Source organism: Spirochaeta dissipatitropha (assembly GCF_054657935.1).
The window spans coordinates 111,894-125,650 of record NZ_BAAHXT010000003.1; the positions used below are offsets into that span (position 1 = coordinate 111,894).

General features: G+C 48.0%; 14 protein-coding genes and 1 riboswitch. Of the genes, 10 read left to right on the forward strand and 4 right to left on the reverse strand.

Annotated elements, in window-relative coordinates:
* Positions 1-598 precede the first annotated feature (598 nt).
* The 3 genes from ACYQ2L_RS04135 (at position 599) to ACYQ2L_RS04145 (ending at position 2,511) form a co-directional block, all read left to right on the forward strand.
* The gene (locus ACYQ2L_RS04135; RefSeq protein ID WP_460051370.1) at positions 599-877 is read left to right on the forward strand and encodes a type II toxin-antitoxin system RelE/ParE family toxin; all 279 of its coding nucleotides are present in this window, start codon (positions 599-601) and stop codon (positions 875-877) included.
* 52 nt (positions 878-929) lie between these two features.
* Entirely contained in the window at positions 930-1,241 is a 312-nt protein-coding gene (locus ACYQ2L_RS04140; RefSeq protein ID WP_460051373.1) for a HigA family addiction module antitoxin, read from the forward strand.
* Between the two features lie 136 nt (positions 1,242-1,377).
* Complete coding sequence (locus ACYQ2L_RS04145; protein ID WP_460051375.1) at positions 1,378-2,511, forward strand: ATP-binding protein; 1,134 nt, start codon at positions 1,378-1,380, stop codon at positions 2,509-2,511.
* Positions 2,512-2,538: 27 nt separating this feature from the next.
* On the opposite strand, the gene ACYQ2L_RS04150 is transcribed toward ACYQ2L_RS04145, so the two are convergent.
* On the reverse strand, positions 2,539-3,123 hold the full coding sequence (locus tag ACYQ2L_RS04150; RefSeq protein WP_460051378.1) for a helix-turn-helix domain-containing protein: 585 nt from the start codon (positions 3,121-3,123) through the stop codon (positions 2,539-2,541).
* A 124-nt stretch (positions 3,124-3,247) separates the two neighbouring features.
* Between ACYQ2L_RS04150 and ACYQ2L_RS04155 the strand changes: the two genes are divergently transcribed.
* Both ACYQ2L_RS04155 and ACYQ2L_RS04160 read left to right on the forward strand, forming a co-directional pair.
* Positions 3,248-4,249, forward strand: coding sequence for an aldo/keto reductase (locus tag ACYQ2L_RS04155; RefSeq protein ID WP_460051381.1), 1,002 nt, complete (start codon positions 3,248-3,250; stop codon positions 4,247-4,249).
* Between the two features lie 143 nt (positions 4,250-4,392).
* On the forward strand, positions 4,393-5,031 hold the full coding sequence (locus ACYQ2L_RS04160; RefSeq protein WP_460051384.1) for a hypothetical protein: 639 nt from the start codon (positions 4,393-4,395) through the stop codon (positions 5,029-5,031).
* A gap of 81 nt (positions 5,032-5,112) precedes the next feature.
* Here the strand turns inward: ACYQ2L_RS04160 and ACYQ2L_RS04165 are convergent, their stop codons facing one another.
* Positions 5,113-6,042 carry an InlB B-repeat-containing protein gene (locus ACYQ2L_RS04165; RefSeq protein ID WP_460051387.1) on the reverse strand — a complete coding sequence of 310 codons (930 nt, stop codon included), beginning with the start codon at positions 6,040-6,042 and terminating at the stop codon, positions 5,113-5,115.
* Positions 6,043-6,306: 264 nt separating this feature from the next.
* On the opposite strand from ACYQ2L_RS04165, the gene ACYQ2L_RS04170 reads away from it, so the two are divergent.
* From ACYQ2L_RS04170 to ACYQ2L_RS04185, 4 genes are all read left to right on the forward strand, one after another.
* Positions 6,307-6,876, forward strand: coding sequence for a YeeE/YedE thiosulfate transporter family protein (locus ACYQ2L_RS04170; protein WP_460051389.1), 570 nt, complete (start codon positions 6,307-6,309; stop codon positions 6,874-6,876).
* Positions 6,873-7,397 carry a YeeE/YedE thiosulfate transporter family protein gene (locus ACYQ2L_RS04175; RefSeq protein WP_460051392.1) on the forward strand — a complete coding sequence of 175 codons (525 nt, stop codon included), beginning with the start codon at positions 6,873-6,875 and terminating at the stop codon, positions 7,395-7,397. Before ACYQ2L_RS04170 ends, ACYQ2L_RS04175 begins: the two co-directional genes overlap by 4 nt.
* A 129-nt stretch (positions 7,398-7,526) precedes the next feature.
* A riboswitch (adenosylcobalamin-variant (AdoCbl-variant) riboswitch) is annotated at positions 7,527-7,605 on the forward strand.
* 98 nt (positions 7,606-7,703) lie between these two features.
* A complete protein-coding gene (locus tag ACYQ2L_RS04180) occupies positions 7,704-8,978 on the forward strand; it encodes a ribonucleotide-diphosphate reductase subunit beta (RefSeq protein ID WP_460051394.1) in 1,275 nt (424 codons plus the stop codon).
* Positions 8,979-8,987: 9 nt separating this feature from the next.
* The gene (locus ACYQ2L_RS04185; RefSeq protein ID WP_460051397.1) at positions 8,988-10,661 is read left to right on the forward strand and encodes a ribonucleoside-diphosphate reductase subunit alpha; all 1,674 of its coding nucleotides are present in this window, start codon (positions 8,988-8,990) and stop codon (positions 10,659-10,661) included.
* Between the two features lie 10 nt (positions 10,662-10,671).
* Here the strand turns inward: ACYQ2L_RS04185 and ACYQ2L_RS04190 are convergent, their stop codons facing one another.
* The gene (locus tag ACYQ2L_RS04190; protein WP_460051399.1) at positions 10,672-11,421 is read right to left on the reverse strand and encodes a glutamine amidotransferase; all 750 of its coding nucleotides are present in this window, start codon (positions 11,419-11,421) and stop codon (positions 10,672-10,674) included.
* 137 nt (positions 11,422-11,558) lie between these two features.
* Between ACYQ2L_RS04190 and ACYQ2L_RS04195 the strand changes: the two genes are divergently transcribed.
* On the forward strand, positions 11,559-13,100 hold the full coding sequence (locus ACYQ2L_RS04195) for an HAL/PAL/TAL family ammonia-lyase (RefSeq protein WP_460051401.1): 1,542 nt from the start codon (positions 11,559-11,561) through the stop codon (positions 13,098-13,100).
* Here the strand turns inward: ACYQ2L_RS04195 and ACYQ2L_RS04200 are convergent.
* Positions 13,087-13,647: a hypothetical protein gene (locus ACYQ2L_RS04200; RefSeq protein ID WP_460051403.1), complete on the reverse strand. Its 561-nt coding sequence runs from the start codon at positions 13,645-13,647 to the stop codon at positions 13,087-13,089. The two genes, ACYQ2L_RS04195 and ACYQ2L_RS04200, sit on opposite strands and share 14 nt — an antisense overlap.
* Positions 13,648-13,757: the final 110 nt, after the last annotated feature.

The window sequence follows — 13,757 nt, forward strand, 5'->3', positions numbered from 1 at the left end:
TACTTGGAGCGCAAAACCACAGGACGTGGTTTTAGCAGCGAGGGCGGCCTGAAGGGAAGCAGCAGGACGCTGCTGACCGGAAGGAAATCCTCTTCTGGGCATATAAAGTCCGGTGACCTTTAGGTTGCCGGGCTTTTTTTATGCACAGATAGTAAGAGGACTTGAACCGGAGTGACGTGCGCGAATACCTGGAGCGCAAACCTGCAGGACGCAGGTTTAGGAACGTAGGCGGCCTGGAGGGAAGCTTGGTGAAATGCAAGGCTTACCCCTTAAGGATTATCATGGCACCCGCATAGATGTGTTACAAGCGTGGACCACGATGTTTTTGTCTGATCCCGGAAAGCTTTAATGACTTTGGATATTTTATCATTTGTCAGTTGAATAGGATAAGATGCAACACATTCATATCGGGGAGCTCTGACAATGAAATGTGCAACAGCAGTCGCTGTGCGGGAATCAAGGATTTCTTTTACCTGATCCAGACGATGAGTTAAACCATCATTCCTGAAGTTATGCCTGGTCGATGATGGTAGAGATGAAATATTTCCAGTTAGGCTAGTATATTGATAATTGTAACCCAACGCGTTACAATGTCTGTATGATCAAATCATTCAAGCATAAAGGTCTTGAAGAGTTCTTTAATTATGGAAAGAAAAAGGGAATCAATCCTGACCATGCAGGGAAGCTATCCCGAATCCTGGACCGTCTTGATGCATCAATAACTGCGCAGGATATGACTCTCCCTGGTTATAAACTACATAAGCTTTCCGGGAATGAAAAAGATATTTGGTCTGTCTGGGTTAATGGAAATTGGCGCATCACTTTTTTCTTTGAAAAGGGTGATGCATATATCGTAGATTACCGGGATTATCATTGAGGCTGGTCGGCAACTTCATTGACTGCTCGCCTATGCGACCGGAGGAGATTATATGAATACACGAAAACCTACACACCCTGGAGTTGTGCTAAAAGAGGATATACTTGCTCCTTTAAATCTCACTATCACTGAAGCTGCTGAAGATCTTGGTGTTTCTCGTAAAGCATTATCTGAGTTGATAAATGAACGAGCCGCACTCAGCCCTGACATGGCAGTGCGAATTGCTAAGGCAACAAATACTTCTGCTCAGAGTTGGCTAAATATGCAATCAAAGCTGGATTTGTGGAACGCCGAACAGAAGGAATACAAGATTATTCCCTTTCCTGGAACGAAACCAGAGGATAATATTATACTTCAAATGTAGCTGATTTAGAGTCAGGATATTTGACGCCAATATCGACACCTTTATTAAATAAATTCAGCAGCCACTCTGCGGATTTTACGCCTAATTCCGCAGAGTGACAGTTGAATTTCCACAGGACTGGCGATAGTATAATAACATGTACAAGCGCATTCTTGACCTATCTGCCTTGGCTCATAAGAAATCATTTTTCCTTTTTGGCCCTCGCAGTACGGGTAAAACCACTCTTCTGAAAGCCCGGTTTCCAAGCGAACGAATCATTAACCTTCTACGCAGTTCCGTTTCCATTCCTTTGAGTCATAATCCTGGTCAGCTACGTGAGCTGATAAACGCAATGCCTGATTCCGATCTACCGGTTGTAATCGACGAGATCCAGAAAATACCCCAACTGTTAGACGAGGTACACGACCTCATAGAAGAACACGGTTTACGCTTTATCCTGACAGGCTCCAGTGCTCGTAAACTTCGTCGTGGCGGAGTCAATTTACTGGCCGGACGGGCCTGGCAGGCAAATCTTTTTCCTCTTTGTTCTGCTGAAATCGGGCAGATGGACCTGGATCGCTATTTATTATATGGCGGACTACCGCAAATAGTAGATAGTCCTGAGCCTCTGGAAGAGTTGGATGCCTATATCAACACCTACCTGACCGAGGAAATTATGGCTGAATCTTTAGTACAGAACCTGGTACATTTTTCCGCATTCCTGAAAGTCGCAGCCCTGAGCAACTCGCAGCAAATCAACTTCGCCAACGTGTCACGTGACACCGGAGTACCTGCCAGTTCGGTTCGTGCATGGTTCAAAATACTCACCGACAGCTTTGCCGGTTTTATGCTTGATCCCTGGCGCAGCCCAGGTCGCAAAGCTGTTGCAACAGCAAAGTTCTATTTTTTTGACACCGGTGTTGCAAACTTTCTGGCCGGTAAACACAGTTTGAATCGCAATAGTGCTGATTTCGGAATTGCATTCGAGCATTTTATCGCCATGGAGCTGCGAGCCTGGCTATCGTATCGTCGTCACAAAAAATCATTACAATACTGGCGAACGCGCGATGGACTGGAAGTCGATTTTATCGTAGAAAATCTACTGGCAGTAGAAGTAAAGGCAGCCACAAGGGTGCACCCCTCCGACCTTAAAGGATTGCGAGCCCTGGCAGAAGAAGCAGACTTTCCTCAGCGGATAATCGTCAGCATGGAGGAACACCCCCGCACCACCAGCGATGGCATACAGATCATGCCCTGGCAGCACTTCCTGCAAAACCTATGGAGTCACTGACCTGATAGAGGCTATCTTCCGGAAGTCTCAGATCCGGGCTGTCATCAACCCATGCTGATTACAATAGAAATAAAACGTTCCTCCCCTCATTTGTGGAAATCGCACAGCGGCATCCTGTTCGGGATAGAGCTTCATCAGCATTAAACTGTCAGAAGAGAGATATGCACAAAATGAAATGTAATGAGTCTTCGTCATTTCATGCTCAAAACTGATGTAATAGTCGTACTCAATCTCTTCTACCCGAATCTGGTGATCCTCATCGTTCAGCCCTGCAGTCAAGGCTGTCAGCTTCCTTCCACAACAAGAAATTTCCGCTTTTCCTGTATTGTGAACAATAGCATGACACTCCGGACATACATAAAACTGTAGTTTCTTCATGTTTCCTCCATCTATACCATTTGAACTCAGGTCACCAGAAAGAATGCTCTCGATATTGACATCAAAGTATCTGGAAATTTTATTGAGTAGCGTTACATCCGGGCATCCCGCTCCACGCTCCCATTTAGATATTGTCTTATCACTGAGATACAATGCATCTGCCAGAGCTTGCTGTGTCAACCCTCTTTCTCTGCGTAATCTCAGAATCAATTCACCGATTTTTCTGCTATCCATCGTCTTACCTTCCTTGCTTAAAGTAGATTCAATTCCCTTGTTTTGCAATCAACGGTCCGTAGAGTAGGCAGAATTGGAATAATAGAGTCAGGTAGACTAAACTGTAATAATACAGGAGGACACTATGGCAGTTACTCACAAACGATTAGGCAGACACGGGGTTCTGGTCAGCAATCTCTGTCTGGGAACGATGAATTTCGGCTGGATGACCAGTGAGAAAGACAGTTTTGCAATCATGGACCGAGCCCTGGAACTTGGAATCAATTTCTTTGATACAGCCGACGTCTACGGGCGCTGGTCTACCCACTCGGGCCACTCCGAAGAAATAATCGGCAAATGGTTTGCAGGCGGAGGTGGCCGGCGTGAAGCCGTTATTCTGGCAACCAAGGTCTACAATCCTGCTGAAGTTGAGGGTGATATTCCGGATCCAAACCACAACGATCGTAATCTCTCTGCAGTAAAAATAAAGAAGCACTGCGATAACAGCCTGAGGCGTCTCAAGACTGATTACATCGACCTGTATCAGATGCATCATGTCGACAGACAATGCCCCTGGGAAGAAACCTGGCAGGCCTATGATGCACTCATTCATCAGGGGAAGGTGGTCTACGCCGGCTCCAGTAATTTTGCCGGATGGGACCTGGCTACAGCCAACCAGGAAGCCGCAAAGCGAGGCATGACCGGCCTCGTTTCCGAACAGAGCGTCTACAATCTGAATAACCGGATGGTTGAACTGGAAGTGCTTCCCGCAGCCGAACACTATGGAATGGGCATCATCCCGTGGAGTCCCTTATCCGGTGGACTTCTTGGCGGTGCTTTAGCTAAAGCAGAATCCGGCAGGCGTTCCAGCGAGGATTTCCAGAAAGAAGTGGACAAAAACAGAAGCAAACTGGAAGCATTCGAAAAACTCTGTAAGGATTTGGGTGAAACACCGGCAACCGTGGCTTTGGCCTGGCTTCTGCATAATCCGATTGTTACCGCCCCGATTATCGGCCCCCGCAATCTCCAACAGCTGGAAGACGCCGTTCACGCCGCTTCAGTGAAGCTGGATGATGCAACCCTTGCCAGACTTGATGAAATATTCCCCGGGCCCGGCGGTCAAGCCCCTCAGGCATATGCCTGGTAGAAAGCCTGTCATCTGACTTGAATTAAAGTCTATAAACTTCCAGTCCAGATACGGCTGGAAGTTTTTTTATATTTCGCCTTGCAATTACTCTTATATATACATTACTATTTTTGTAAAGAATAAGTATATGAGGGAGATAGGCAATGGATAGAAAAATTATTTTGATTCTGATTTTCATTTTAGGCGCTGCTGGTCTTGCAGCAGAAGAAAACGGACACGACGAGGAATATGGCTTGTTTCAAAGGCTGAATTTAGGTGTTGGCACAGGTTTAACCTCGCTGACCGGTGATTTCGAGCACACAGCAGGCTTCAGCATACCAATACATGCAGGCTACTTCCTGCTGGATTTCCCTGTCGACAGCGCAAGGGGAATGGTAAATGCATTTGCATTATTTGAGCCAGGGGTAGCCGTTGCCTTTGTAGACGATCTCGGAATTGGCGGTGTTGCATGGACTATGTTTTCTTCCTGGAGCATCGGTGCAGATTACTGGCACCGTTTCTCCGGACCACTGGACATTTCTCTGATGGGCGGTTTGTCGCTCGGAAGATACACGTTCTCAGGACAGGCGGCCAGACAGATCGGGCCTGAACAATATGAATTCACAGAGATCGAGGACGCACGTTCAACCGGAATATCACCGCGAATCGGCCTGCGATTCAGAGACGCAAATTTTTATCTTGCATACCATTTGATTGGAACACCGGATGCCGGACTTAATCCAAGCTATCTTTCAATCGGCGGATCCGTCATGTTCCTGGGTGGAATTCTCACAGGTAAGTAAACATATCAGTGAAAAAAACATAATAGCCAAGCCCGGCAATTGCCTATATAAAGCTGCCGGGCTTTTCTTTCATACTGTCAGCTACAAGACAATTTCCCACACTACACGCAGCTCAACATCCCGCCCAGGCATTTTTTGCGTCTCAAGCTGTATATTGTCCCAATAGCCATCATCCTCTTCCGGAAAATACATTTCCCAGTACACGAAGTTATGACCTTCCTTCTCCGGTGTCGACAAGCCGATACCTGAAAGTGAGGAATCGTACTCAACATCTTCAAAAACTGTACCCAGGTCTTCACCTGTCCATGAACCTCCCTGGAGATCAACAGTCACTGTATAGGACAGTTTCCTGAATTCTGGCAGGAAAATATTCGTATTAGAGCTGGCAGTAACTGAAAAGATTTCACCTGCCTCGTAGGTAGTATCCGAGCCGAACTGCTCCCATTGTACAAACTCATGACCTTCAGGCGTATCAACAATGTCTCCGGAAGGCAATGGAACCGTGTCACCAACCATGTACTGATTTCCATCTGAAGGAGGCGGCCATGCACCTCCAGCCGGTCCGAAGCGCAGGAACTGCCTTGCCTCTGTGGACCAGCGTGCATACAGGGTAATATTTCCATTAACAGTCAGACTGCGGTCAGGATGATAAGTACTACCTTCTCCATCTGCCTGGGTATTCCAACCGAAAAAATGATTTACCCCTACAAAATCATCATCTTCGTACAAGTTATAGAACTGGGTCTCCATTCGTAGAATAACTGCGGTATCCCCTGAACTATACGTTGTAGAATCTACAGGTGCCGAACTGCCTGTGTATCCATTCGCATCGTAGGTAATACTGAAGCTTCCGGAACCGGAATCCTCAGAACTCTCCCCGGCAGCATTATCGCTGACATCATCCACCACATCAGATCCTGCATCAGACCCTGCGGGATTCTCACATGCAAGCATCAGCAAACCCGTCATGGAAATCAGGATTATCATGGCGAAAGATTTTATCTGTTTCACAGTACTCTCCTTGTGTCGCAGCCATCAGGCACGACAGTATTTTTATATTCCCCGATTCCTGTTCAAACAGAACTGGGAATATCAGCAAACATATTGCTGAGCATTTTAATCGGCATCTACCATATGGTATATTTTCTGATTTTCCCGCATTCACAGAAAAAGACAATGAATCGCAGCCCATTAATAAAATTTTACTACATTCACTTTACTATATGTAGTAAAATTCGTATATTAATAAAAACCAAAATACTACAGGAGGCTATCATGAAAATTGATTCCCGCTACCGCCCCTACATATTCGGGGCCCTGTCCGGTCTCTTGCTGACCGTCAGCGTCGCAATTGCCGGCCAGTTCTTCGGCACCTCAACCACCTTTCCACGTGCTGCGTCACTCTTCGTGCAGATGTTCGGTGTCGATCTCTCACAGATTGAGTTCTACGCGGTTCGCGAAGGAACATTCACTGCCGCCGTTTTCCCGAACTGGCAGCTCTTGTTCGTGCTTGGGATTGGTATAGGAGCATTTATCTCGGCTAAACTCTCCGGTACTTTCAAGCAGGAAAAACTTCCACCTATGTGGGTGGAACGATTTGGCAGCAAAACCAGCACGAGAGTCTGGTTCTCTCTTGCCGGCGGTGCCATCGCTATGATCGGGGCCAGAATGGCTGGAGGCTGCCCGAGCGGCCATGGTGTCAGCGGAGTCAGTCAACTTGGTGTCAGCAGCCTCATTGCGGTCGCAATGTTCTTTACCGGCGGGATAATTACTGCCCGCATACTCTACGGTTCACCGGGCCGTGCATCACAGCAAAAATCAGCTTCTGAAGGAGGAAAAGTATGACATTAATATATGGACTTATTACCGGAGCGCTCTTCGGAGCATTTCTCCAGCAAGCATCCGTACTGCGCTTCGAGAAACAGGTTGCTGCCATGCGCCTGCAGGACATGACCATCGTTAAGTTCATGCTCAGCACCATCGTAGTTGGTTCAATCGGTATCCACTTCCTGAGTGACATTGGTGTCATTGAGTTTGCTCCCCGAGCTCTCAGCCTGGGTCTGCAGATTATCGGCGGATTACTTTTCGGCATCGGATGGGCAGTCATCGGATACTGTCCAGGCACCAGTATCGGCTCGCTCTGTGAAGGACGCCTCCACACGGCATACCCGATACTCGGCATGCTTATTGGTGGATTGATTTACGCATTTATTTATCCTTTCGTTCAGAATTTCATCGCACCTATCGGGTCCTTCGGAAGCATATCCCTGCCCGGTCTTCTTGGCCTGAATCATTGGATCGTCATAGCAGCTCTGACAGTAGGTGCATTCTTTCTCTTCCGCTTTTTCGAACGAAAAGGGCTGTAATATTCCCTGAAGAGTCACCGCCTGAGATTTACAGGCGGTGGCTCTCATATAATCACCTACAATACCTATGCAAATTACTAATAATCAACCCTGATTCTAGTGACAGCCCTGCCTTGATTGGTTACATTTAGCTGGTGATTGAATCAGTGAAGTCCGGTGAAATTCCGGCACTGTCGCGCAACGGTTAGAGTCCGATCCTGATTCATGTGTCCGTTTGGATTCACATTGCTCGCGTCAGGCACTTTCAGCATTTCTTCTGGAATTCCTTGCACGCAGCTCTGAAATTTCAGATTCAGGAGAGATGCTATGCAAACCAGACTTCCTATCGATTATATAATCAAGCGTGACGGTGCTTCTGTTACCTTCGATTCCCGCAAAATCATGAATGCGATTCTCAAGGCTGGCAACAGCACCGCTGAGTTCGCTGATGCCGAGGCAGACGTACTTTGTTCGAAAACACTTGAGCTTATTCAGCAGAGAAATCCTGCTGAACTCACCGTTGAACAGGTACAGGACTTCGTTGAAGAGATTCTCCTTGATTCAGAGTACAAGCTCACCGCCAAGGCCTATATTCTGTACCGGGAAAAACATGCACAGCAGCGGAAACGCAATATCTTCAGGCGTCGGCTTAACCTGAAACCCTATGAATACCCTGAGCTTGCAGAATATGTTGATTCCATCAGGCATTCCTACTGGATCCACAGCGAGTTCAACTACACAGCCGACATTCAGGACTTCAAGGTAAATGTCACTGAGGCCGAGCGGGATGTTATCCGGAAAACAATGCTCGCGATCGCCCAGATCGAGGTCTCGGTAAAAACCTTCTGGGGTGACATACACAAGAAACTTCCCAAACCAGAGATTGGTTCGGTAGGCTATACCTTCGCCGAGAGTGAGGTGAGACATCATGATGCCTATTCTCATTTACTGGAACTGCTGGGGCTGAATCACGAATTCGAACAGATCAGTTCAATCCCCTGCATCATCCAGCGCATTAATTATCTGGAAAAGGCCAATCTGGCGGCTCAAGGCGGACAACCGGAGGATTACACCCTGTCGATTCTTCTCTTCTCTCTCTTCATTGAACACGTATCACTTTTTTCCCAGTTCCTCATAATGATGTCGTTCAACAAGTACCGGAACCTGTTCAAGGGGATCTCGAATGTGATCGAGGCTACATCCAAGGAAGAACAGATTCATGGTTTATTCGGAATCGATCTGATCAACATTATAAAAGAGGAGCGGCCGGAATGGTTCACAGCAGAAATGTCGAAAACCATTGCTGATATGTGTGCACAGGCCTATAAGGCAGAATCAGCTATCATCGACTGGTTTTTCGAGACGGGTGAACTCGATTTCCTTCCGAAAGCCCTGGTAAAAGAATTCGTAAAGGCCCGGTTGAACAACTCACTTGAGCGCATAGGAGAAAAGCCCATGTTTTCAGTAGATTCTGAACTTCTCCAGCAAACTGACTGGTTTGATGATGAGGTGATTGCAACCAAGCACGGCGACTTTTTCGTCAAGAGATCTATCAATTACAACAAGCGATCAAAAAGTATAACCAGCGACGATCTATTTTAGGAGTGAACAATGGAATGGCTTAACGACTACAGCCGGTCTTTTCTGGCGAAGGGATACCTCACCAAGGGAGTGCAGCCTGAGGAGCGCATTCGCTTTATTGCAGCAACAGCAGAAAAACTGCTTAAGAAACCGGGATTTGCAGAGAAGTTCGTAGACTATATGTCCAGGGGATTCTTTTCCCTGTCTTCTCCGATATGGTCTAATTTTGGAATCGATAAAGGACTGCCGATCAGCTGTTTCGGAGGACATATCTCCGATGATATGAGCAGCATCCTGTTTTCACAGGCTGAGGCTGGAATGATGAGCAAGTTCGGCGGCGGTACTTCCGGCTATTTCGGAGACCTGCGTCACCGTGGCGCCCCGATCAGAAACAACGGAAAATCCTCAGGTGCCGTTCATTTCATGCAGCTGTTTGAAACCATAATCAATGTTGTGAGTCAGGGATCTACGCGCCGGGGCCACTACTCTCCGTATCTGCCGATCGATCATCCGGATATCGACGAGTTTCTCGATATCGGCACAGAAGGAAATCCGATTCAGAACCTGACGCATGGTGTAACCGTCAGTGATAAATGGATGCAGTCCATGATAGACGGAGATTCAGCGAAGCGTGCGCTATGGGCCAAGGTAATCCAGCGAAGAGTAGAGATCGGATACCCATATATTCTGTTCACCGATACGGTCAACAGAAACACCGTGGATGTATACCGGGAGAAAAACCTCAAAATCACACATAGTAATCTCTGTTCAGAGATTGCTCTTCCTGACAATGAGGACTGGTCCTTTGTCTGTGACCTGGCCTCAATGAATCTGCTTCACTTTGATGAATGGAAGGATACCGACGCCGTAGAGACCATGATTTATTTTCTGGATGCGGTCATGACAGACTTTATAGGCAAACTCGAAAAACTTCGGGATTCAGAAAAGAAGTCAGACCGCGAAGCATTTCACTATATGGAGCGAACCTATAATTTTGCAGTGGAAAATCGGGCTCTTGGGCTCGGGGTTCTGGGATGGCATTCCTATCTCCAGTCAAGAATGATTCCCTTTGAAAGCATGGAAGCCAAAAAACTGAATCTGCAGATTTTCAGGCTGATAAGGGAACGCTCATATGCTGCTTCGGCGGAACTCGCCCGGATTTACGGAGAGCCGAAAATCCTTGATGGCTACGGCCGTCGGAATACCACCCTGAATGCTGTGGCCCCGACCACCTCATCGGCCTTTATTCTGGGTCAGGTTTCGCAGAGCATAGAGCCGATCTGGTCGAACTGCTATGTCAAGGACATCGATAAAATGAAGCTTACAATCTATAATCCGGCCCTGAAAAAACTGCTTGCTGATAAGGGATATGATACACGCGAGGTCTGGAGCGACATCCGCGATCATGATGGATCGGTACAGCATCTGGATTTTCTGACTGATTCAGAAAAAATGGTCTTCAAAACCTTCAGCGAGATTGATCCCATGGAGATAATCGATCAGGCAAGCACCAGACAGCTGTATATCGATCAGAGCCAATCACTGAATCTGATGATTAACCCACAGATGCCTGCCAAAGAAATAAACTCACTGTATATTACTGCCTGGAAGCTGCAGATCAAGAGCCTGTATTATCAGCACTCCACCAATGCTGCCCAGAAGTTCAGTCAAAGCAAACTTTGCGGGACTGCCTGTGAGGCATAGTTCAAGTCATTCAGTCGGGGTTATTGCAACTTAGTACCGAGCGTAGACAGAGATCTGCGAAACGGCTTAATAAGCCCTGTGCCTGGGGAGTTTCAGTGACACCTTTGAAGCAAGTCTCATAGTTCTGTCCACTCTGTTCAATATCAGTTCTATGACGCCGTACATATTCCCGCATAACAACCGGAGAGAATTCCGGGTGAAACTGCACACCCCAGGCATTGTCTCCAATGCGGAATGCATGATGAGGGTCTCGCCTGCTGCTGGCAAGATGTACAGCGTCGTCCGGCAGTTCCAGAACCGTCTGTGAGTGAGCAGTTTGCGCTTGAAAGCATGCCGGTAGATGCACAAATAATGGATCATCGACAGCCTCCTTGCGTCTGCGGTGCACTGCAGCAGTACCGATTTCAATCCCGCCGGGCAGAAAACCGACCCGGGCACCTACTGCATGAGCCAAGAGCTGATGTCCGTAGCAGATACCGAGAATCGGAATCCGTTCATCAAGCAGCTGCCTGATCCACTCAGCCGTGCGTTCACTCCATGGCAGATAATCAGTTACCATGCTATGAGACCCAGTCAGCACCACACCTGCACAGACAGCTGGATCCGGCAGATTCTGTCCGTGTTCTGCATCAATAATCCTGCACCGATTGTCGTGAACCCGGCAGCCATTCAGGGTCCAGAGATCAAAATCACCATTCTCCGAAACAAGTTCCGGAAAACTACTTCCGATCTTGATGACAAACAGACTTCTGTCCTTCATACTGACCTCCAGAATCAGGAATGATCAAACTGTAGCAGGACAAGTCTTTTTGTGACAATATTGCATGAAACGCGCTCATTAGCCTACAAAAATGTAGGCTAATAGCCATCAAGAAGGTTAGGATAACGGAGAAACAGATGACAATACAGCCGCTCATACTCGGAGGCAGCAGAAACCAGCAAGTCAGCATTCAGGAATTCATTTCCGCAATCGACACGCAGCAGAAAATCGAAGTAAGCGGAACAGTTATAGAAGAAGCAACTGCCTCCCGTAAAGTGCTGGAGCAACTAGTAGAGAATGGCGAGTCCGTTTACGGGGTAACAACCGGCTTCGGTGCCCAGGGCGATATACAGATACCGCCCGAACAGCAATTAGCCCTGCAGGAAGCAGTGATCGAGTACCATGGAGCAGGTATCGGCCCCCTGTTATCCGAGCGCCAATCGCGCGCAGTCTTTTTGGCACGAATAATCAGTCTGGCGCGAGGTGTTTCCGGAATCAGACCCGAACTGCTTGAACACATGGTCCGTGTCTACAATGCCGGAATCGCCCCGGTAATACCAAGCCGCGGGAGCGTCGGCGCCAGCGGCGATCTGACACCTCTCAGCTATGCAGCGGCTCTGCTGGCCGGCAAGCGCGAAGCATGGTTCAAAGGGCAGCGGATATCTTCTGCTCAAGCATTGCAGCAAACCGGAATAGAACCCTGGTCGTGGGACATAAAAGAAGGACTTGCACTGATCAACGGCACGGCAGTAATGACAGCCCTGTCGGCACTCTCTGTTGATGAAGCTGAGCGCCTGGCTGAGTGGAGTGACAGGATTACCGCTGCCGCTGCAGAATCACTGCGTATTCCAGAAGAAGCTTTTGGTGAATGGGTACATAAGAGCAAACACCATCCCGGTCAAATCGATTCCGCACGGGCAATAAGATCAGCTGCTGATCTGGATACAAAACCTATCAGCCAGTCTCACAGCTCCGGAAATATCCAGGCGCGTTACAGCCTTCGCTGTGCGGCCCAGATAAACGGTGTTCTGAGAGATACAGTGACAGCCGTTCAAGCATGGATAGAACAGGAACTCAACTCTGCGAACGATAATCCTCTTTTTGAGGCCGGAGCACAGCGTGCCTGGCACACCGGGAATTTCTACGGTGGTCATATCAGTGCGGCCTGCGACTTTCTTCGTACTGCTGTTGCAACAACGGTTAATCTTCTTGACCGGCAGATGCAGCTGTTGCTTGAAGGTAGCGCTATACTGCCGGCAAACCTGGTTCCACAGCCGTCCAAAGCCGATACCAACACGCATGGCAGTCCACAGTTCGGCCTCAAGGCCCTGGGCATCAGCACCAGCGCTCTCGCGGCTGAGGTCCAGCAGCTGGCAGGGCCGATCTCGGTACTCTCACGGCCCACCGAAAGCGGAAATCAGGATGTAGTTTCCATGGGAACCCTGTCCGCCCTGAAACTGGTAGAATCTCTGGATATGTCGTATTTGTGTGCTGCACATGTACTGGCAGCAACGGCACAGGCCCTGGAGATAGCCGAATGTTCCAGCAGCAAAGCTCATGATTTTATAGACTTTGTCCGTCGGGACATTCCGTTCATTAAAAAAAACACCGCATTGGGACATGAAATAGAAAAGCTTGCCGGGAGAATAAGATTTCACCCAGCCTTTACAGATAGTTAAATAAAGCCATGAGTGTCGCGATCGCAGTGAAGCCCAGACCAATTACCCACTGCAGAACAGAAAATCGCTTGTCCATGTAATGCAACATGTCCTCGAAACGTTTATCGATCTGCTCGAAGCGACGCTCGACCGCCTCGAACCTTTGATCGATCTGTTCAAAGCGACGCTCGACCTGCTCAAACCTTTGATCTATCTGCTCGAAGCGACGTTCGACCTGTTCGAAGCGTTTGTCGATCTGCTCAAAGCGACGCTCAATCAATTCAAACCTGAGATCCACCTGCTCAAAGCGTTTGTCGATCTGCTCAAAGCGGCGTTCAATCTGTCCGAAACTCCGCTCGAGGTATAGTGTGCGCTGCTCGATCAATTCATGCAGTGATTTCATTCCTTCTTCAAGCCTGATGATCCGCTCGATAAGGGATACATCAAGCTGCATCAAACCGGTCTGCATAGATCGATTCTGGCCTGTCCACTCAGGCAGATGAGTCCTGACATATTCACCTATTACCTGCAGCTCCTGATCACCCAATTGCATCGCTGAACTCCCCACTATATTCCTCCTTATACTTTACACCTAATTACAGCAGCTGTGTAGGCATTTCCTTTATGATCAGGAAGAATTTCTGTAATAACACTGGCCGAGTGGAAAACCGGATCCGC